This is a genomic window from Pseudomonas sp. NFX183 (genome assembly GCF_047943075.1).
Taxonomy (GTDB): Bacteria; Pseudomonadota; Gammaproteobacteria; order Pseudomonadales; family Pseudomonadaceae; genus Aquipseudomonas.
Genome location: NZ_CP181333.1, coordinates 5,932,125 through 5,952,785, shown reverse-complemented (window position 1 = coordinate 5,952,785; position 20,661 = coordinate 5,932,125). Strand labels below are relative to the sequence as shown.

The 20,661-nt window shown below is 61.7% G+C and carries 19 protein-coding genes; 14 read left to right on the top strand and 5 right to left on the bottom strand.

Annotated features, from left to right (window positions below):
• Positions 1–96: 96 nt before the first annotated feature.
• The gene (locus ACM530_RS27760) at positions 97–1,491 is read right to left on the bottom strand and encodes a sensor histidine kinase (RefSeq protein WP_416363717.1); all 1,395 of its coding nucleotides are present in this window, start codon (positions 1,489–1,491) and stop codon (positions 97–99) included.
• Entirely contained in the window at positions 1,469–2,152 is a 684-nt protein-coding gene (locus ACM530_RS27755) for a response regulator transcription factor (RefSeq protein ID WP_003219726.1), read from the bottom strand. The genes ACM530_RS27760 and ACM530_RS27755 overlap by 23 nt, the downstream gene beginning before the upstream one ends.
• Positions 2,153–2,475: 323 nt before the next feature.
• On the opposite strand from ACM530_RS27755, the gene ACM530_RS27750 reads away from it, so the two are divergent.
• A complete protein-coding gene (locus ACM530_RS27750; protein WP_106580301.1) occupies positions 2,476–3,381 on the top strand; it encodes a hypothetical protein in 906 nt (301 codons plus the stop codon).
• Positions 3,382–3,483: 102 nt separating this feature from the next.
• Here the strand turns inward: ACM530_RS27750 and ACM530_RS27745 are convergent, their stop codons facing one another.
• The gene (locus tag ACM530_RS27745; protein WP_242197543.1) at positions 3,484–4,695 is read right to left on the bottom strand and encodes a multidrug effflux MFS transporter; all 1,212 of its coding nucleotides are present in this window, start codon (positions 4,693–4,695) and stop codon (positions 3,484–3,486) included.
• Between the two features lie 92 nt (positions 4,696–4,787).
• Here ACM530_RS27745 and ACM530_RS27740 point away from each other — a divergent pair, with 92 nt between their 5' ends.
• Together ACM530_RS27740 and ACM530_RS27735 are read left to right on the top strand one after the other, a co-directional pair.
• Positions 4,788–6,209 (top strand): PLP-dependent aminotransferase family protein, encoded by a 1,422-nt coding sequence (locus tag ACM530_RS27740; RefSeq protein ID WP_416363716.1) that lies wholly within the window; start codon positions 4,788–4,790, stop codon positions 6,207–6,209.
• A 45-nt stretch (positions 6,210–6,254) separates the two neighbouring features.
• Entirely contained in the window at positions 6,255–6,455 is a 201-nt protein-coding gene (locus tag ACM530_RS27735) for a hypothetical protein (RefSeq protein ID WP_145164620.1), read from the top strand.
• A 124-nt stretch (positions 6,456–6,579) separates the two neighbouring features.
• Here ACM530_RS27735 and ACM530_RS27730 read toward each other — a convergent pair whose 3' ends face one another.
• Both ACM530_RS27730 and ACM530_RS27725 read right to left on the bottom strand, forming a co-directional pair.
• The gene (locus ACM530_RS27730) at positions 6,580–7,488 is read right to left on the bottom strand and encodes a MurR/RpiR family transcriptional regulator (RefSeq protein WP_106580294.1); all 909 of its coding nucleotides are present in this window, start codon (positions 7,486–7,488) and stop codon (positions 6,580–6,582) included.
• An 83-nt stretch (positions 7,489–7,571) separates the two neighbouring features.
• Positions 7,572–7,775 (bottom strand): hypothetical protein, encoded by a 204-nt coding sequence (locus ACM530_RS27725; protein WP_416363715.1) that lies wholly within the window; start codon positions 7,773–7,775, stop codon positions 7,572–7,574.
• Between ACM530_RS27725 and ACM530_RS27720 the strand changes: the two genes are divergently transcribed.
• The 11 genes from ACM530_RS27720 to ACM530_RS27670 all read left to right on the top strand — a co-directional run bounded on the left by ACM530_RS27720 (position 7,774) and on the right by ACM530_RS27670 (position 20,654).
• Positions 7,774–9,711, top strand: coding sequence for a bifunctional 5-dehydro-2-deoxygluconokinase/5-dehydro-2-deoxyphosphogluconate aldolase (locus ACM530_RS27720; protein ID WP_416363714.1), 1,938 nt, complete (start codon positions 7,774–7,776; stop codon positions 9,709–9,711). The genes ACM530_RS27725 and ACM530_RS27720 overlap by 2 nt on opposite strands.
• Positions 9,712–9,859: 148 nt before the next feature.
• Positions 9,860–10,747 (top strand): myo-inosose-2 dehydratase, encoded by an 888-nt coding sequence (gene iolE, locus ACM530_RS27715; protein ID WP_416363713.1) that lies wholly within the window; start codon positions 9,860–9,862, stop codon positions 10,745–10,747.
• Between the two features lie 3 nt (positions 10,748–10,750).
• Positions 10,751–11,539 carry a 5-deoxy-glucuronate isomerase gene (gene iolB, locus ACM530_RS27710; protein ID WP_145164612.1) on the top strand — a complete coding sequence of 263 codons (789 nt, stop codon included), beginning with the start codon at positions 10,751–10,753 and terminating at the stop codon, positions 11,537–11,539.
• A gap of 25 nt (positions 11,540–11,564) precedes the next feature.
• Positions 11,565–12,386 carry a TIM barrel protein gene (locus ACM530_RS27705; RefSeq protein ID WP_416363712.1) on the top strand — a complete coding sequence of 274 codons (822 nt, stop codon included), beginning with the start codon at positions 11,565–11,567 and terminating at the stop codon, positions 12,384–12,386.
• Between the two features lie 149 nt (positions 12,387–12,535).
• Positions 12,536–14,467 carry a 3D-(3,5/4)-trihydroxycyclohexane-1,2-dione acylhydrolase (decyclizing) gene (gene iolD, locus ACM530_RS27700; protein ID WP_416363710.1) on the top strand — a complete coding sequence of 644 codons (1,932 nt, stop codon included), beginning with the start codon at positions 12,536–12,538 and terminating at the stop codon, positions 14,465–14,467.
• 19 nt (positions 14,468–14,486) lie between these two features.
• A complete protein-coding gene (locus ACM530_RS27695) occupies positions 14,487–15,497 on the top strand; it encodes a Gfo/Idh/MocA family protein (RefSeq protein WP_416363709.1) in 1,011 nt (336 codons plus the stop codon).
• Positions 15,498–15,655: 158 nt separating this feature from the next.
• Positions 15,656–16,516 carry a sugar phosphate isomerase/epimerase family protein gene (locus ACM530_RS27690; RefSeq protein ID WP_416363708.1) on the top strand — a complete coding sequence of 287 codons (861 nt, stop codon included), beginning with the start codon at positions 15,656–15,658 and terminating at the stop codon, positions 16,514–16,516.
• A 197-nt stretch (positions 16,517–16,713) separates the two neighbouring features.
• Positions 16,714–17,742: a Gfo/Idh/MocA family oxidoreductase gene (locus tag ACM530_RS27685; protein ID WP_416363707.1), complete on the top strand. Its 1,029-nt coding sequence runs from the start codon at positions 16,714–16,716 to the stop codon at positions 17,740–17,742.
• Positions 17,743–17,870: 128 nt separating this feature from the next.
• Entirely contained in the window at positions 17,871–18,053 is a 183-nt protein-coding gene (locus tag ACM530_RS27680) for a hypothetical protein (protein WP_145164602.1), read from the top strand.
• Between the two features lie 48 nt (positions 18,054–18,101).
• Complete coding sequence (locus ACM530_RS27675) at positions 18,102–19,037, top strand: sugar ABC transporter substrate-binding protein (protein ID WP_145164600.1); 936 nt, start codon at positions 18,102–18,104, stop codon at positions 19,035–19,037.
• Between the two features lie 63 nt (positions 19,038–19,100).
• Positions 19,101–20,654 carry a sugar ABC transporter ATP-binding protein gene (locus ACM530_RS27670; RefSeq protein WP_416363706.1) on the top strand — a complete coding sequence of 518 codons (1,554 nt, stop codon included), beginning with the start codon at positions 19,101–19,103 and terminating at the stop codon, positions 20,652–20,654.
• The last annotated feature ends 7 nt before the right edge of the window (positions 20,655–20,661 follow it).

The window sequence follows — 20,661 nt, the reverse complement described above, 5'->3', positions numbered from 1 at the left end:
CTTGCTCGCGAAAGCGGTGGGTCAGTCAATGCTTGCGGTGACTGACACTCTGCATTCGCGAGCAAGCCCGCTCCCACATTTTTACCGAGGTGATTTTCAGGCTTCAGGCATCAATTGCTGCCGACACTCCAGCAGCAGGCATGCGCCCCCGCATCGGCTGTTGCCGACTTCCAACTTGAAGCCATGCAGGTTGATGATCGCCGCCACAATCGACAAGCCCAACCCGAACCCGCCTTGCTGGTCGCTTTCATCCACGCGATAGAAGCGCTGGAACACTGCGTCGCGCTCCGCAGCGGGAATGCCCGGGCCTGAGTCGTGCACCTCGATCCGCGTGCTGCCGGCATCATTGACGCCACGCAGGATCACTTCACCGCTGGGTGGCGAGAACTTGATCGAGTTGCTCAACAGGTTGGCCAAGGCTTCGAACAACAGTGCGCGGTCGCCGGTAATCCACGGCAGCGAGTCGGGCACTTCGAGGCGCAGCTGCAATTCGCCTTCTTCTGCCAGGGGCAGGTAAAAGTCATGCAGTTCGCGCAACAGCGGCAGCGGGTCCATGACCAGGAAACCCGAACGGCGCTGGTGGTCTTCCAGCTCCGAGATGCGCAACAGCCCGCGAAAGCGCGCCATCAGCGTATCGGTTTCAGCAATCGCATCGTCCAGTTTCACCGCGTAGACGGAGTTTTCCTCTGCCTCTTGTTTGATGCGGTAGAGCTGCGCGCGCAAGCGCGTCAGCGGCGTGCGCAGGTCGTGGGCGATGTTGTCGCACACGCCCTTGACCTCGTTCATCAACTTCTCGATGCGGTCGAGCATGGCGTTGACGATGGCGGCGAGCATGTCCAGTTCGTCGCGTCGGTCAGACAACGGCAGGCGGTGCGTCAGGTCACCGGCGACGATGGCCTCGGCACTGGCCTGAATCCCGCGAATGCGCCGCAGCGGGCGACGGCGTAACAAATGCCAACCGGCAGCACCGGGAATAATCGTCAGGGAGAGTGCCCACAGCAGCGCATGCCAGATGATCCGGGTCACGCCAAACAGCGAACCGTTGGCGCGCACGAGTACCAGCCAGCGGCCGTCTTCGGTGTGGGTGGCCACCGCATCGCAGCTGTCCTTGGGCAGTTTCGGGTCGTCAGAGTCGACACAGTTGGCCAGGGCGTGGATCTTGCCGTCCAGCGGCAGGTCCGGTGGCACTGCGCGGATCGGCCCGCTCAAGGGGCGAAATTGCTCATCGAACAGGCCGTAGGCGTCCACGCCTTTCATGTCGAAGGTCATGCTGGTGGTCAGGGCTTCCACCAGTTCTTCACCGTCGAAGCGTTGAAACAGGTGCTGACGCTGCATCAGCGAGTGACGCGACAGGTCACCCAGGTAACCCGACACCTCGTAATACAGCACCCCCATGAGGATGCAGCTCCAGGCCACGAACAGCGAACTGTAAAGCGCCAGCAGGCGGCTGCTGGAGGAGCGCCAGCCTTTAGAGGGGTTCAGCAATGACATAACCGGAACCTCGTACCGTGCGGATCAGCGGCGTGAGGCCCGGCGGGTCGATTTTTTTGCGCAGGCGACCGATGTGCACGTCGATCAGGTTGGTGCCCGGGTCGAAGTGATAACCCCAGACTTCTTCGAAGATCATCATGCGCGACAGGATCTGCCCGGTATTGCGCATCAGGAATTCGAGCAGTTTGTATTCGGTGGGCAGCAGGCTCAGCGGCTGTTCGGCGCGGCTGGCTTCGCGGCTGATCAGGTTGAGTTCGAGGTCGGCCACGCGCAGGGCGGTTTCGAACTCCTTGACCGTGCTTTTACGCCGCAGCAGCACTTCAACGCGGGCGGCCATTTCGTCGGACGCAAACGGCTTGGTCAGGTAGTCATCGCCGCCGGCCCGCAGGCCGCGTACTCGCTCGTCGACATCGGAGAGGGCGCTGATCATCAGGATCGGCGTCGACACGCCAATGGTGCGCAGGGTCGTGACGATGGCCAGGCCATCGAGTTCCGGCAGCATACGGTCGAGGGTGATCAGATCGTAGTCACCACTCACAGCGCGGACCAGGCCTTCACGGCCGTTGTCCACCCAATCTACATCCAGTCCATGGCTACTCAGCTCGGCGACGATCTCGCGGGCTGTAACGGCGTCATCCTCGATGGTCAAAATACGGGTCATAGGATTACCTGGTGAGCGATTCACACTAGAAGTGGGGGCATTTTGCCAAGAAATGCCTGAACGCTTCCTAAATTAAACTTCATCTTGGCAAAACTGACACAACTTTCATGCCGGCCAGCGTCCACACGGGCCGTGGGCGTTGGGGGATTGCATAAAGCACGCTGTTTTCGATCATTTCTTGCAACTTGCATGGTTTAAGTTAGTTCAATTTTTGTATCTTGTTGAAATATAAGGGATTTATTTTTTAGCTCGGCTGGCATGGTGCCTGCACTGTCCCTTTTGAGAGTTGTAACACTATTTTTCCTGCCGGGAGCAAAACAACAATGATCACATCGTCATCCACGCTGCAAGAATCGAGCTCGCACTCTGGGGTTTCCTGGGGGGCGATTTTCGCCGGGGCCGCTGCGGCGGCCGCACTGTCGCTGATCCTCGTGCTGCTGGGCTTCGGCCTGGGCTTTTCGGCGGTGTCGCCGTGGGCCGACAGCGGTATCAGCGCCAAGGGGCTTGGCATTTCCACGATTGTCTGGCTGGCGTTCACCCAGATCGTCGCATCGGGCCTGGGCGGCTACATTGCCGGCCGCTTGCGTGTGAAGTGGGCCAACATGCACGGTGACGAAGTGTACTTTCGCGACACCGCCCACGGTTTCCTCGCTTGGGCAGTCGCTACGCTGGTGACCGCAGTGCTGGTCGTCGGCTCGGTAAGCAGTGTGGTCAGCGGCGGCGTTAAAGCCGGCGCCGGTGTCGCCTCGAGCGCCGCCAGTGGCCTGACTCAGGCAGCCGGCAGTGCAGCCAAAGGCGCCAACAGCGGCGACTTTGACTACTACGTCGACAGCCTGTTTCGCGATGATCGCCCAGCCGCCGTCAGCGATGACGCCGTACATGGCGTTGTAGCGCGCATCTTCACTCGCACCCTGAGCAACGACGGCCAACTGGCCCCTGAAGACCGTACCTACCTCGCTCAGTTGATCAGCCAACGCACCAACCTCAGCCAGGCTGACGCCGAAGCGCGGATCGACAAGGTGTACGGCGATGCCCGTAAAGCCATCGAAGACGCCAAGGTCAAAGCCAAGCAAGCTGCCGACACTGCCGCCAAAGTGGCTGCCTACACCTCGCTGTGGACCTTCATTGCGCTGTTGATCGGTGCCTTCTTTGCCAGTTTCGCTGCCACCTTCGGCGGTCGTCGTCGTGACGCCGTGGTGTACGTCGAAACTGAAAACTACGTTCGTTAATCAAGGAGAACAACATGCGCTCATTACTGCTTTGGTTCCTCGGTGTGCCTATCCCGCTCATCATTCTGATCGCGATCTTCATGCACTGATCCTGATCGCGCTTCACCCAAGCCGCGCCTGACCCACAGGCGCGGCTTTTTGTTGCAAGGCCCGCCAACCTGCGACCAGCAATGCGCTGGCCACTGACGTCATGATCACCAAGGGTTGCGAGGTGCCGTCGGACAGCATCCCGGTGGCCCAACTGCTCACGGCCGTCAGGAACATCTGGATAAAGAAGAACAACCCCGACGCGGTCCCGGCAATCGCGCCGTAAGGCTGCAACACCGACAGCTGGCAGGCCGGAATCACCATCCCCACCGACACCATGATCACCACCATCGGCAGCACAATCGCCAGCCAGGCCTGGGGCAGGGCGACCGTGGCCCCGGCGAGCATCACGCAACCCAGCACATTCAAGGCGATGGCGGCACTGATCAACTGATCGGCTTCAACGCGCAGCACCAGTCTGCGGAACAGGTTGGCGCCGAGCATGTAGCCACTGATCGTCGCGGCAAACACCAGCGCGTAGGCCGAGGCCGACAAGTGAAAGCCGCGTTGCAGGAGAGCCGACGACTCGCTGATAAATGGGAAATACGTGCTGTACACGCAGCCGATTGCCAGGGAGTACCGCAGGAAATAACGGTCGCGCAACAGCTGGCCGTACAGGCGCAACAGGTTGCTCGGCGGCGCGGCGGCGACTTCCGGTGGACGGGTTTCCGGCAGCCGGCGAAGCACCACCAGGCACAGCGTCACGCCGATCACGGCCAATACGATAAACAGGCCGCGCCAATGGATGAACGGCAGCATCAGGCTGCCCAGCACCGGTGCGGCCATTGGCGAAATCGCCATGGCCATGGAGATCAGACCAAGCAGGCGCGCCTGTTCATGACGGTCAAAGTAATCGCGCACGATCACCCGGCCGATGACCGTGGTGCAGCAACCGCCCAAGGCCTGGAACAGGCGGGCGACGATCAGCACACCGATGCTGTCGGCCAGCGCGCAGGCCACGGTGGCGACCGCGTACACCAACAGCCCGCTCAGCAGCACCGGGCGGCGCCCGAAGCGATCGGTCAACGGGCCGCTGACCAGCAAGGAAATGGCCGAGCCCAGGGCGTACAGCGTGAGGGTCAGCTGCAACTGGCTGTCGCTGGCGTGGAAGTCGTCGGCCATGGCCGGCAGGGCTGGCAGGTGCATGTCCAGGGTGATACGTGGCAGGCCGATGAGTACGGTCAGCAGCACCAGCCAGAACCCGGAGGAGAGGGCGCGTTGCGTCATGGGAAGCTTCTTCGCAAGGAGTAGAGTTCGAACTCTAGCGGGTATGTGGTTTAATCCTTAGGGCCACTTGTGCCTCTTATGAATGGACCACTATGAGCCGAGGAAAAGCCGCCTCCCACCTGGACCTGCCGCGCCCCGATAGCCTGGACGCCGGCAAGCAGCAGGGCGCCTACGACGCATTGCGCGCCGCCATCCTGAATCGGCAATTGCCCGCCGGCAGCCGCTTGCCGTCTACCCGCAGCCTGGCCGAACGCTGGCTGGTGTCGCGCGGCACGCTTGAGGCGGCGTTCGAGCGCTTGCACAGTGAAGGTTACGTGCAGCGCGTGGCGGGTTCCGGCACGCGCGTCAGCGCGGTGATCCCCGAGCAATTCATTGCGGCGCCGGCGCCCAGCGCAAGTTCACGCCGCGCGGCCATACCGGATCGGCCCGACGCGGGCGTGCAAAGCCACGTCCCTTTTGTCGCGCGACGCCCGGACGCGAGCCTGTTCGACCTGAAAACCTGGGCGCGGTGCATCTCCCGAGGCTTGCTGTCTGCGGGGCCAGGCGTATTGGAGGCCGCCCACCCGGCCGGCTTGCCCGCGTTGCGTGAACAGATCGCCGACTACGTGCGCAGTTATCGCGGCATGCACTGCGAGGCGGACGAAATCGTTGTCACCACCGGCATTCGCCATGGCCTGGACCTGATCGCGCGCACGCTGCTCAAACCCGGTGACACCGCGTGCGTGGAAGACCCCGGTTACACACCGGCACGCCGCCTGTTCAGCCTGGCCGGTGCGCAGGTGGTGCCGGTCCCGGTGACAGCCGAAGGTCTTGATACCGCGCAACTCCCCGACACGGCGCGCCTGGCCTATGTGACACCGGCGCACCAGGCGCCGCTGGGCATGACCCTGTCGGTTTCACGCCGCCTGGCGCTGTTGGATTGGGCCGCCCGCGCCGACGCCTGGGTGGTCGAAGACGACTACGACAGCGAATACAACTACAACAGCGCGCCACTGGCGGCGCTCAAATCCCTGGATTCCGGCGACCGGGTGATCTACTGCGGCAGCTTCAACAAGAACCTGTTCCCGGGCCTGCGCGTGGGGTTCATGGTGGTGCCCAAGGCGGTGCGCCCCGCGTTGCTGCGCACCCTGCAACTCACCGGGCATTCGGTGGGCGCGACGGATCAGTCGGGGCTGGTGGAGTTTCTCGCCAGCGGCGCGTTTGTGCGGCACCTGCGGGCTTCGCGCCAGGCTTATCAGGCGCGTCGCGATGCGCTGCTCGCCTGTCTGCCGGATGAGTGCCCGGTGAGCGGCCAGCACGCCGGGTTGCACTTTGTGCTGTGGCTGCCAAGCGGTGTCGAGGAAAGCGAATTCTGCACCCGCGCCGCCGCCGCCGGGCTGACCTTGCAGCCACTGAGCAAGTTCTGCGTCGCGGCGAACTTGCCGGCGGCGGTGATCATCGGCTACACAGCGCTGACCCTGGCGCAGATTCGCTATCACGGCCGGGTGCTCACGCAATTGTTAACAGCGGCTTAACCCGTGCCTCATAAGCCGTCTTCTGCGTTTAATCCTGGTCATGCTGTGCGCTACCTGAAAAACGCCTGGGCTGAGCGCAAGGACGGTGACCTGCTGGCAGCCATCACCGAAGGCATGAGCCGCATCGCCGCGCCAATGATTGTCGTGGCCAGCGGGCTTGCTGTGGCGAGCGGGCTTGTTGTGGTGGGCCGGTCTGTCGTGGCGAGCGGGCTTGCCCCGCGTTGGGCTGCAAAGCAGCCCCAATAAGGCCGCCGCGCGCTCATTGATAGACCGCGGCGTCAGGTTTCAGGGCCGCTTCGCGTCCCAACGCGGGGCAAGCCCGCTCGCCACGACAGACTCGCGCCCACAGCGGATCTTCAGTACCAGAAGATCAGTCGTCGAACCCCACCTGTTCATGAATCTCATCCACCTTCAGCTCCAACCGATACGCCACCGCAATAAACAATGCCTGGCATAGGCACAAGGTGGCGCTCAGCGAGCGAAACGCAAACGACGACCCTTCATTCACCAACAGCACCGCGTTCGCCCGTTTGGCCAGGGGCGACAGGTTGCTGTCGGTGATGATCAAGGTCTTGGCCTGGTGATGCTGGGCAATGCGCAGGCAATGCTGAGTCTCTTTGCCATACGGCGTAAAGCTGATGGCGATCACCAGGTCATTGGCACGCACGCTGCGCATCTGCTCGCGGTAACTGCCGCCCAAACCGGAAATCAAGTGAATGCGCTTGTTGGTGTGCTGCAGGTTGTAGACCAGGTAATCGGCCACCGCGAAGGAGCGGCGCACGCCGACCACGTAGATATTGTCGGCATTGACCACCAGGTCCACGGCTTTCTCGAAGGCCACATCATCGAGTTCCAGCCCCAGGCGCTCGATGCCGGAGAGGGTGGCGTTCACGCATTCGCGCGCCAGGTCGCCGCCGCTGGCCTTCTGCGACTTGTTGGCGATCATGCTGCGGATGCGTTGCTGGTAGTTCTGCACCGGCGTGGTCTTGTGGGTGTAGGCCTCGCGAAACAGCGCCTGCATCTCACTGAAACCACTGAAACCGAACCGCTGGGAGAACCGCACGATGGCCGAAGGGTGCACTTCGCACTCGCGGGCGATGTCGCTGATGCGGTCGACCATGATCCGGTCGCTTTGCTGGCTCATGTAGCTGGCGATGCGTTTGAGCTGGCGTGGCAGGCTTTCGTATTCGTCGGTGATCAGCTGCAACAGGCGCTCGGCATTGATCGGAGGGCTGGCAATAGTCTCTTCCAGGGTGGTCTCGGGATCGGTGCGGGACATGGGCAATCCTTCTGGCGTGTTCTTCTGATGCGCTGATGGGTGGGCGCAAGTCTACAGGGTAGGCGCAAAAAAATACCCCGGCATCACGGTGGCCGTGGCCTGCTGAAACGATGCAGGAGGGCTGGCAGGCCATTATGCTGGCTTATTGGAAAAAATATTCCACTAAAAATAATTATGGAATAAATATTGATTGCGGCCGCCGGACGTTCTAGTCTGCTTTCACCAAGAGCGTGTGCCGCCACCACGGCGGTACCACGCAGGCTGATAAAAATAACAGGAGCCAGCATGGGCCAGACTCGTTTTGCCAGTGGGCGTCAATTGGATCTGATTTGCCTCGGACGCCTGGGCGTCGACCTCTACGCACAGCAAGTGGGTGCGCGACTTGAGGACGTGTCCAGCTTCGCCAAGTACCTCGGCGGGTCGTCCGCCAATATCGCCTTCGGCATCGCACGGTTGGGGCTTAAATCGGCGATGTTGAGCCGGGTGGGCGACGACCACATGGGCCGCTTCCTGGTGGAGTCCCTGGCCCGCGAAGGCTGCGATGTCAGCGGCATCAAGGTCGACCCGGAACGCCTCACCGCGCTGGTGCTGCTGGGCCTCAAGGACCGCGAAACCTTCCCGCTGGTGTTCTACCGCGAAAACTGCGCCGACATGGCCCTGCGCGCCGAAGACATCAGCGAGGCCTTTATTGCCTCCAGCAAAGCCTTGCTGATCACCGGCACGCATTTCTCCACCGATGGCGTGTACAAGGCCAGCATCCAGGCCTTGGACTACGCAGCCAAACACAACGTCAAGCGCGTGCTCGATATCGACTACCGCCCGGTGCTGTGGGGCCTGGCGGGCAAAGCCGACGGCGAGACCCGGTTTGTCGCCGACCAGAACGTCAGCCAGCATGTGCAGAAAATTTTGCCGCGCTTTGACCTGATCGTTGGCACCGAAGAAGAATTTTTGATCGCCGGCGGCAGTGAAAATTTGCTCACCGCGCTGCGCACCGTGCGTGAATTGACCCCGGCCACCCTGGTGGTCAAGCTCGGCCCGCAGGGCTGCACGGTGATCCATGGGGCGATCCCGGCGCGACTCGAAGACGGCGCCATCTACCCTGGCGTGCGGGTAGAAGTGCTGAACGTGCTGGGCGCCGGCGATGCGTTTATGTCGGGCTTCCTTAGCGGCTGGCTTAACGATGCCAGCGATGAACGTTGCAGCCAACTGGCGAATGCCTGTGGCGGCCTGGTGGTGTCCCGCCACGCCTGCGCGCCGGCCATGCCCACGCCTGCCGAACTGGATTACCTGTTCAACAGCCCGGTGCCCATCACCCGGCCCGATCAAGACGTCACCTTGCAGCGCCTGCACCGCGTCACCGTGCCGCGCAAAGCCTGGAAGCAGCTGTTCGTGTTTGCCTTCGACCATCGCTGGCAACTGGTGGACCTGGCGCAAAAAGGCGGCCAGGACCCGACGCGTATCAGCGCCATCAAGCAGCTGTTTATCCAGGCGATCGAACGCGTCGAAGCCAAGCTGCGCGAGCAGGGCGTGGAAGCCGACGTGGGCCTGTTGGCCGACCAGCGTTTCGGCCAGGACGCGCTCAACGCCGCCAGCGGTCGCGGCTGGTGGATCGCGCGCCCGGTGGAAGTGCAGAACTCGCGGCCGCTGGCGTTCGAGCACGGGCGCTCGGTGGGCAGCAACCTGATTGCCTGGCCCCAGGAGCAAATCATCAAGTGCCTGGTGCAATACCACCCTGATGACGAGCCGATGCTGCGCCTGGAACAGGAAGCGCAACTGAAGGCGGTGTACGAGGCGTCCCTCGTCAGCGGGCATGAGCTGCTGCTGGAAGTCATCCCGCCCAAGGATCACCCGTCCACCTATCCCGACGTGCTCTATCGCAGCCTCAAGCGCCTGTACAACCTGGGTATCTACCCGGCGTGGTGGAAGATCGAGGCGCAGTCGGCGCAGGACTGGAAAAAACTCGACGAACTGATCCAGGAGCGCGATCCGTACTGCCGTGGCGTAGTGCTGCTGGGCCTGAACGCTTCGGCCGAATGCCTCGCCGATGGCTTCCGGCAAGCCAGCCAAAGCAGCACCTGCCGAGGGTTTGCGGTGGGCCGTACGATCTTCCAGGAACCGAGCCGCGCATGGATGGCGGGGGAGATTGATGATCACACGCTGATCGAGCAGGTGCAGGGCACCTTCGAACAGCTCATCAACGCCTGGCGCAGCGCTAGAAGTTAAACACGCTCAAATGTGGGAGCTGGCTTGCCTGCGATGCAGACAACTCGGTCCATCAGATACGCCGGGCCGATGCCATCGCAGGCAAGCCAGCTCCCACACAAAGCAAACCTCACCAGGCTTAAGTCAGATAAAAACAAAAGGTGCAGCCATGCCCGCAATCCGAATTGGCATCAACCCGATCTCCTGGAGCAACGACGACCTGCCGGCCCTGGGCGGTGAAACGCCCTTGAGCACCGCCCTGGGCGAAGGCAAGGAGATCGGCTACGAAGGTTTTGAACTCAACGGCAAATTCCCCAAGGACGCCCAAGGCGTCGGCGATGTGCTGCGTCCCTATGACCTGGCGCTGGTCTCCGGCTGGTATTCCAGCCGCCTGGCACGGCGTTCGGTGGCGCAAGAAATCGAGGCCATCGCCGGTCATGTCGAGCTGCTCAAACTCAACGGCGCCAAGGTGCTGGTCTACGGCGAAGTCGCCGATTCGATTCAGGGCGCCAGGGTGCGCCTGATCGAACGTCCGCGTTTTCACAGCGAACACGCCTGGCAGGCGTACGCCGACAAACTCACCGAGCTGGCGCGTTTCACCCTGTCCCAAGGCGTGCGCCTGGCCTATCACCACCACATGGGCGCCTACGTCGAATCCCCCGACGACATTGACCAGTTGATGCGCCGCACCGGCCCGGAAGTCGGCCTGCTGTTCGATTCGGGCCACTGCTACATGGGCGGCGGCGAGCCTGTCGAGGTGCTGCGCAAACACATCAAGCGCGTCTGTCACGTGCATTTCAAGGACGTGCGCAAACCGGTGGTGCAACTGGCGCGCAACCAGATGTGGAGCTTTCCCGACTGCATCGTCAACGGCACCTTCACCGTGCCCGGTGACGGCGATATCGACTTTGCCGAGTTGCTCGACGTGCTGTTGGCGGCCAAGTACGAGGGCTGGCTGGTGGTGGAAGCCGAGCAGGACCCGGCCGTAGCGCCCAGCTATATCTACGCGAAAAAGGGCTACGACACGTTGCGCACGCTTCTCAGCGAGAGGACTTAAGTGATGAGCTTGTTGGTCAAGAGCAGCAAACGTGGGCAAACCATGGTTGCCCTGGAAGAAGGGCGCCTGGAGTACGTAGGCTTTGCCGCCTACCGCCTGAGCCTGGGTGAAACGTTGCCGGTCACCGCCGGTGATCAGGAGCTGTGCCTGGTGCTGCTCAGCGGCCGGGTGAATATCCAAGGCGAGGGCTTCAACTGGCAGAACCTGGGGGATCGTCAGTCCGTGTTCGAAGACAAATCGCCCTTCGCCGCCTACCTGCCGCCCGGCACCGATGCGCAGGTGACCGCGTTGAGCGATGTGCAAATCGCCGTGTGCGCCGCACCAGGTGCCCCAGGTTTTGAGCCGCGCCTGATTCGCCCTGAACAGTGCAAGCGCAGCGTGCGCGGTAAGGGCGCCAACACCCGGTATGTGTGTGACATCCTGCCCGACAGCGAGCCGGCCCATTCGCTGCTGGTGGTGGAAGTGCGCACGCCGTCCGGGCACTCGTCCAGCTACCCGCCGCACAAGCACGACACCGACGACCTGCCGCACCAGAGCTTTCTCGAAGAGACCTACTACCACCAGATCAACCCGCCCCAGGGCTTCGTGTTCCAGCGCGTGTACACCGACGATCGCAGCATCGACCAGGCCATGGCTGTGGAAAACAGCGACCTGGTGGTGGTGCCCAAGGGGTATCACCCGGTCAGCGTGCCGTATGGCTACGAGTCGTATTACTTGAACGTGATGGCCGGCCCCAAGCGCGCCTGGCATTTCCATAACGACCCGCAGCACAGCTGGCTGCTGGACCTCTGACCGGTTTGAACGGAGAACAACAACAATGAAGTCGCCGCTACGTTTTGCCCTTAACCGCATGGTCGCGCCCGACCTGTCCCTGCCGGATTTCATTCAGTTGGCGGCCGCGCTCAAGTGCGATGCCATCGAGATTCGCAACGACCTCAAAGGCCACGAAATCGAATTCGGCACACCCGCCAGCCGCGTGCGCGAGTTGTGCGCGGTGCAGGGCATCACGGTGCTGTCGATTAACGCGCTGTACCCGTTTGATGTGTGGAATGACGAGCGCCGCGCCCAGGCGATCAAGCTCGCCACCTACGCCCGCGAATGCGGCGCGCAAGGCCTGGTGATGTGCCCGCTGAACGAGCGCGGCGATACCCGCAATGAAGCCCAGCGCGCGGCCGGTTTGCGCACGGCGTTGAGCGAGTTGGCGCCGATCCTGCGCGAGTACGGGATTCTCGGTTTCATCGAGCCGCTGGGGTTTGAAGAATGCGCGCTGCGCCGCAAGCGTGTGGCCATGGATGCGATCCAGGCGATTGGCGGCCTGGATGTGTTCCGCCTGGTGCACGACACCTTTCACCATCACCTGGCTGGCGAACAGGAATTCTTCCCGCAGCTGACCGGCCTGGTGCATATCTCCGGCGTCGAGGATCGCGACGCACCGCTCAATGCCATTCGCGACGGCCACCGCGTGCTGGTGGGCGAGGGCGATATCCTCGGCAATGCGGCGCAGATCGACACCTTGCTCAGCACCGGCTACGGCGGTTATCTGTCGTTCGAGCCGTTTGCCGAAAGCGTGCATGCGCTGGCGGATATCCAGCAGGCATTGGGGGCGAGCATCGCCCATCTACAAAATTCCCGGACCTGACGCCGGCCAAACTGTGGGAGCGGGCTTGCTCGCGAATGCGGTGGGTCAGTAAATAAATCGGGTGACTGACACACCGCATTCGCGAGCAAGCCCGCTCCCACATTGGTTCACAGTTGATCGACAGATTTGCGTTCATACAAGGTGCGAACATGACCACAACAAGATTGACCATGGCCCAGGCCCTGGTGAAGTTTCTGGATAACCAGTACATCGAAGTCGATGGCGTGCAGAGCAAGTTTGTCGCCGGGATTTTTACCATTTTTGGCCACGGCAACGTGTTGGGGCTGGGTCAGGCGCTGGAGCAGGACAGCGGCGACCTGGTGGTGCATCAGGGCCGCAATGAGCAAGGCATGGCCCACGCCGCCATCGGGTTTGCCAAGCAGCACCTGCGCCGCAAGATCTACGCGTGCACCTCGTCGGTGGGGCCGGGCGCGGCAAATATGATTACCGCCGCCGCCACCGCCACGGCCAACCGTATTCCGTTGCTGCTGTTGCCCGGCGATGTCTATGCCAGCCGCCAGCCCGACCCGGTGCTGCAGCAGATAGAGCAGTTTCACGATTTGAGCATCAGCACCAACGATGCCTTCCGCTCCGTGAGCAAGTACTGGGACCGCATCAACCGCCCCGAGCAACTGATGACCGCCGCGATCCATGCGATGCGCGTGCTCACTGACCCCGCGGAAACCGGCGCCGTCACGTTGGCCCTGCCGCAGGATGTACAGGCTGAAGCCTGGGACTATCCCGACTACTTCCTGCAAAAACGTGTGCACCGTATCGAACGCCGTCCGCCGACTGAAGCGATGATCGGCGATGCGTTGGCCGCCTTTCGAGGCAAGCGCAAACCGCTGATCATCTGCGGCGGCGGGGTCAAATACGCCGGCGCGAATGCCGCGCTGCAAGCGTTTGCCGAACGCTTTGACATCCCCTTCGCTGAAACCCAGGCAGGCAAAAGCGCAGTGGTCTCCAGCCATTCGCTGAACCTGGGCGGTCTCGGTGAAACCGGCTGCCTGGCGGCAAACCTGCTGGCCCCGGAAGCGGACCTGATCATTGGCATCGGCACGCGCTACACCGACTTCACCACCGCGTCGAAGTCGCTGTTCAAGCACCCTGAGGTCAAGTTTCTCAACCTCAATATCAGCCCTTGCGATGCACTGAAACTGGACGGCGTGCAACTGCTGGCGGATGCCAGGGTGGGCCTGGAGGCGTTGGCGGATGCCTTGGGTGACTACCGTTCCGACTGGGCGGATCAGCCGCGCGACGCCAAGGCGCAGCTGGATGCCGAGGTGGATCGCATCTACCAGGCCGACTACCAGACGGACAATTTCGTCCCGGAAATCAACGACCACATGGACCCGGCCGTGCTGCGCGAGTTTATCGAGCTGACCGGTTCCTGCCTGACCCAAAGCCGCGTGCTCGGCGTGCTCAACGACACCCTGGCCGACGACGCCATCATCGTCGCCGCCGCCGGCAGCTTGCCGGGCGACTTGCAGCGCAGCTGGCGCAGCAAGGGCGTCAACACCTACCACGTCGAGTATGGCTATTCGTGCATGGGCTACGAGGTCAACGCGGCCCTGGGCGTGAAGCTGGCCGAGCCGGCGCGCGAGGTCTATGCGCTGGTGGGTGACGGCTCCTACATGATGCTGCACTCGGAGCTGGCCACCTCGATCCAGGAGCGGCGCAAGATCAACGTGGTGCTGCTCGACAACATGACTTTCGGCTGCATCAACAACCTGCAGATGGAACACGGCATGGACAGCTTCGGCACCGAGTTTCGCTTTCGCAACCCGGAGACCGGCAAGCTCGACGGCGGTTTTGTGCCGGTGGATTTCGCCATGAGTGCGGCGGCCTATGGCTGCAAGACCTACAAGGTCAGCACGGTGGAACAGTTGCAGGCGGCGTTGGCCGATGCACGTACGCAAACGGTGTCGACGCTGATCGATATCAAGGTTCTGCCCAAGACCATGATCCACAAATACCTGTCGTGGTGGCGGGTCGGGGTGGCGCAGGTCTCGACCAGCGCGCGCACTGACGCGGTGGCCAAACAACTCAATGAACGCCTGGCCAAGGCCCGGCAGTACTAATAACAAGAGGAGTGTTTGTATGTCTTTGAAGTTGGGTGTTATCGGTACGGGCGCCATTGGCCGGGACCATATCCGTCGGTGCAGCCAGACCCTGCTCAATAGCCAGGTGGTGGCGGTGACCGACATCAACCTTGAGCAAGCCGCCAGGGTCGTGGCTGATTTGCAGCTGACCGCCGAGGTGTACGCGGACGGCCATGCGTTGATCAACTCGCCGCAGGTCGAGGCAATTCTCGTGACTTCCTGGGGCCCGAGCCACGAAGAGTTCGTGCTCGCTGCGATCGCCGCCGGCAAGCCGGTGTTCTGCGAAAAGCCCTTGGCCGTCACCGCAGAAGGCTGCCGCAAGATCGTCGATGCCGAAATCGCCTTCGGCAAGCGCCTGGTGCAGGTGGGCTTCATGCGCCCGTACGACGAAAGTTATCGCGCCCTCAAGGCGGTCATCGACAGCGGCCAGATCGGCGAGCCTTTGATGCTGCACTGCGCGCACCGCAACCCGACGGTGGGCGAAAACTACAAGACCGACATGGCGATCACCGACACCTTGATCCATGAACTGGATGTGTTGCGCTGGTTGCTCAACGACGACTACGTGTCGGTGCAGGTGGTGTTCCCACGCAAATCGAGCAAGGCGTTGGCCCACTTGCGTGACCCGCAGATCGTGCTGCTGGAAACCGCCAAGGGCACGCGCATCGATGTGGAAGTGTTTGTGAACTGCCAGTACGGCTACGACATTCAGTGCGAAGTGGTGGGGGAGACCGGTATTGCCAAACTGCCGGAGCCTTCGCAGGTGCAACTGCGCAGCGAGGCCAAGCTGTCGAATGCGATTCTGATGGACTGGAAGGACCGCTTTATCGGCGCCTACGACGTCGAACTGCAGGCGTTCATCGACGGCGTACGCGCCGGGCAAGTGGGCGGGCCGTCGGCGTGGGATGGGTTTGCGGCAGCGGTGGCGGCGGATGCGTGCATTGAGGCGCAGCGCAGTGAGCAGATTGTGAAAGTCGGCCTGCCAGAGCGCCCACATTTTTACGGCTGACACCTATTGCTCTGGAGGAACCGGATCAGTGTGGGAGCTGGCTTGCCTGCGAAGACGGCGGCACATTCAATATAAATGCCGCCTGATGCACCGCTATCGCAGGCAAGCCAGCTCCCACATTCGGCCGGATTCCAATTTCAGATACGGGAGTTTCACCTATGCGTATCGCCTTAGACCCCTACATGTACCGCCATCTGCCCCTTGGCCAGATGGTCGACAAGGCCGCCGAACTCGGCTACCAACACATCGAACTGTCGCCCCGCGAAGACTTCCTGCCCTTTTACAAAGCCGCCCGCGTTGACCGTGCGCGCATCAAGGAATTTCGCAAGGCCTTGAGCGACGCCGGTGTGCAACTGTCTTCCCTGCTGCCGATGTACCACTGGGCCGCGGCCGACGAAGGCCTGCGCGCCGCCGCCGTGCGCAACTGGAAGCGTGCGATCCAGATCGCCGTGGAAATGGACTGCGAGCTGGTCAACACCGAGTTCACCGGCCAGTCCGACAACCCGCTGGTGTGCGAAAACCAGTTCATGCGCTCCATGGATGAGCTGATCCCGGAGTTCGAGCGCGAAGGCATCAAGCTGGATATCCAGGCGCATCCGTATGACTTCTGTGAGCGCAACAACGAGTCGGTGGACATCATTCGCGGCCTCGACCGCGACTGGATCAACTACCTCTACGCCGCGCCGCACACCTTCTTTTATGACGACGGCAAAGGCGATATCGCCTCGATGCTCAAGTACGCCGGTTCCAAGCTCAGCCACTTGATCATTGCCGACACCTATAACCACCGCGCGTCGTCGAACCTGCGCTACATCGTCAACCCGCCGGGCGTTACCGCCACGGTGCATCAGCACCTGGACATCGGTCAGGGCGAGGTCAACTGGGAGGCGTTTTTCGGCACCTTGCGCGAGATCAAGTTCGACGGCATCGCCACGGTTTCGGTGTTTGCCTGGGAAGACCGGCCGGATGAATCCAACCGGATGATGCTGGAGCGGGTAACCCGCGAGCTGTGCCTATAAGCAATCGATCATTCCAACGCTCTGCGCAGGAACGATCAAGGATCATTTTCGGGCAGGTGGAATGCAGTCAGTGTGGGAGCTGGCTTGCCTGCGATAGCGGTCTTTCAGTGGCGGGTTCATTGACTGACACGCTGCTTTCGCAGGCAAGCCTGCTCCCACATTTGAACTGGGTTTCCACTTCATGAAGGAGCGCATCTATGCGAATCGGACTAGTTGGCTACGGCCACGGCGGCCGTTTTTTTCACGCACCGTTGATTGCAACGTTGCCCGGCGCAACGTTTGTCGGCGTGGTGACACGCTCACCCGAGCGGCGCCAGCAACTGGCGACTGACCACCCCGGCCTCAAGGCCTACGACACCATCGGCCAGATCGTCGAGGCCGGTGTCGACGTCCTGGTGATTTCCACCACGCTCAAGGGCCGTCCGGCGCTGGTACTGGAAGCCATCGAACATGGGGTTGCGGTGGTCAGCGACAAACCGTTCGCCAGCAATGCCGAACAGGCCCAGGCACTGATCACCGCGGCCGAACGCCAGGGGGTGTTGCTCAGCGTCTACCAGAACCGGCGTTGGGACTCGGACTTCCTCACGTTGCGCAAACTGATCGACGCCGGTGCGCTGGGCCAGATCACCCGTTTTGAGTCCCGTGTCGAACGCTTCAATCCGCAAGCCGTGGGCAATGCCAGCGGCGGCGGATGGTTGCGCGACCTCGGCAGTCACCTGGTGGACCAGGCGATGCAGCTGTTCGGCCCGGTGGATCGGGTGTTCGCGCAACTGCAGTTCAGCCCGGAACACCCCACCCTCGATCACGGCTTTTTTGTTTCGCTGACCCACGCCAACGGCGTGATTTCCCACCTGTGGGGCAGTGCGCTGCAAAACAGTCAGGCCCCGCGTTTTCGCGTCAGCGGCACCCTGGGTTGTTACACCGTGGACGGGCTTGATGGCCAGGAAGAAGCGCTGATGGCCGGCAAGACGCCGAAAACCGAAGGCGAGCACTGGGGCGCTGAAGAGCACCGACGCTGGGGCTGGTTTGAGCAAGGCGCGGAACGCGAGCGTGTGCCTTCGGAGAAAGGCTGCTGGACGCAGTTCTATCGCCAGTTGCACAGTGCCGTGCAAGGGCAGGGAGCGCTTCCGGTGGACGCCTATGACGCACTGGAAACCACCCGTATATTGGACGCCGCGCGCCTTAGCAACGAGCGCCAGCAGGTGGTTTCAACAAAAATAGAATAAAATTCTAAAACATGTTGATATGGAAATTATTTTCCAATAAAGTCTTTTCCAGGTTGCAAAAAGTACGCTTCGGGCTTGATCCGGGCGACTCAACAAAAACAAGATCAAAAACAACCAGGTACCGTCAGATGAAAATCTTCAACGCTGTACTGCGAGTTTTACGCCCTGCCCAGCAAGCGCCACGCGGTCTGCCCCGCGCCCGGCCGTTTTATTTCTCCTTCCTCAATGTGCTGTGCGTCGAAAACAAAGGCGCCCTGGTGTGCTGCATTCCGGGGGCACCGATCGTGCGGCTGCCGGCTTCCTCGCTCTGAAAAACGCAACGTCCACAAAACCAACAAGAAATTGGAGACAGACCGTTCATGAAGACCCCGATCCGTTTCACCGCGCTGGCCTTGTCCATGCTGCTTGCCAGCGGTTTTGCCTCGGCTGCCGATATCAAAGTAGGCGTGAGCATGTCCGCCTTCGACGACACCTTTCTGACTTACCTGCGCGAGGACATGGACAAGCAAGCCAAGTCCTACCCCAAGGGCGATGGCGTGCAGCTGCAGTTTGAAGACGCCCGCGCCGACGTGGTCAAGCAACTGAGCCAGGTCGAGAACTTCATCAGCCAGAAAGTCGACGCGATTATCGTCAACCCGGTGGATACCGCGTCGACCAAGAACATCATCAGTGCGGCGACCAAGGCGGGCATTCCGCTGGTGTTCGTCAACCGCCGGCCCGATCAGAAAGACTTGCCTAAAGATGTGGTGGCCGTGACCTCCGATGACGTCGAGGCCGGTCGCCTGCAAATGCAGTACATCGCCGACAAACTCGGTGGCAAAGGCAAGATCGTGATCCTGTTGGGCGACCTGGCCAACAACTCCACCACCAACCGCACCAAAGGCGTGAAAGAGGTTCTGGCCAAGTACCCCGGCATCACCATCGAACAGGAACAGACCGGCACCTGGCTGCGTGACCGCGGCATGACGCTGGTCAACGACTGGCTGACCCAGGGGCGTGAGTTCAATGCGGTGCTGGCCAACAACGATGAGATGGCCATCGGCGCCTCCATGGCGCTGAAGTCGGCGGGCACCAAACCGGGCAGCGTGTTGATCGCCGGGGTCGACGGTACGCCGGATGGCTTGAACGCGATTACCAAGGGCGACATGGCCGCGTCGGCGTTCCAGGACGCGAAAGGGCAGGCCGTCGGCTCGGTGGAAGCGGCGCGCAAGATGGCCAAGCACGAGCCGGTCGAGCAGAACGTGATCATTCCGTTCAAGCTGATCACGCCGGACAACGTCAAAGACTTCAAGTAGCCCTTCATAACAACAATAAGCGAGCAGGGCGGCCACGGTCGTCCTGCTGATGGAGTACCCGATATGCTTGCTCAAGCGGTTGCCTCGCAGCCTCCCGGCATCCAGCCCCTGGCGCCGGAAGAACCCTACCTGCTGGAAATCCTCAACATCAGCAAAGGCTTTCCCGGCGTCGTGGCCCTGGCCGATGTGCAACTGCGCGTTCGCCCTGGCTCGGTGCTGGCGCTGATGGGCGAGAACGGTGCAGGCAAGTCGACGCTGATGAAGATTATCGCCGGCATCTACCAGCCCGACGCCGGTGAAATACGTCTGCGCGGCAAGCCGATCGTGTTTGAAACGCCTCTGGCGGCGCAAAAGGCCGGGATCGCGATGATTCACCAGGAACTCAACCTGATGCCGCACATGAGCATCGCCGAAAACATCTGGATTGGCCGCGAGCAGCTCAACAGCCTGCACATGGTCAACCACCGCGAAATGCACCGCTGCACCGCCGAGTTGCTGGCGCGTTTGCGCATCAATCTGGACCCCGAAGAACACGTCGGCAACCTGAGCATCGCCGAACGGCAGATGGTCGAGATTGCCAAGGCGGTGTCCTATGACTCCGACATCCTGATCATGGATGAACCCACGTCGGCCATTACCGAAAAGGAAGTGGCCCACCTGTTTTCGATCATTGCCGACCTCAGGTCCCAGGGCAAAGGCATCGTCTATATCACGCATAAAATGAACGAAGTGTTCGCCATTGCCGATGAAGTCGCGGTGTTTCGCGACGGCCATTACATCGGCCTGCAGCGCGCCGACAGCATGAGCAGCGACAGCCTGATCTCGATGATGGTCGGCCGTGAACTGAGCCAGTTGTTCCCGGTGCGGGAGACGCCCATCGGCGAATTGCTGCTGTCGGTGCGCGACTTGCGCCTGGACGGCGTGTTCAAGGGGGTGTCGTTCGACCTGCACGCCGGGGAGATCCTCGGCATCGCCGGGTTGATGGGCTCGGGCCGCACCAATGTGGCGGAGACTATTTTCGGCATTACCCCAAGCTCTGGCGGGCAGATCACCCTTGACGGCAAGCCGGTGCGCATCAGCGACCCGCACATGGCCATCGAGAAAGGCTTTGCGCTGTTGACCGAGGACCGCAAGCTCAGCGGCCTGTTCCCGTGCCTGTCGGTGCTGGAAAACATGGAAATGGCGGTGCTGCCGCACTACTCGGGCAACGGTTTTATCCAGCAAAAGGCCCTGCGCGCGTTGTGTGAAGACATGTGCAAGAAGCTGCGAGTGAAAACCCCGTCTCTGGAGCAGTGCATCGACACCTTGTCCGGCGGTAACCAGCAAAAGGCCTTGCTGGCACGCTGGCTGATGACCAACCCGCGCCTGCTGATTCTCGATGAGCCCACCCGTGGCATCGACGTCGGCGCCAAGGCCGAGATTTATCGCTTGATCGCTTTTCTCGCCAGCGAAGGCATGGCGGTGATCATGATTTCCTCCGAGCTGCCTGAAGTGCTGGGCATGAGCGACCGGGTGATGGTGATGCACGAGGGCGACCTGATGGGCACCCTGGACCGTGCGGAGGCGACCCAGGAAAAAGTCATGCAGCTGGCTTCCGGTATGACCGTAGTCCACTGACGAACAG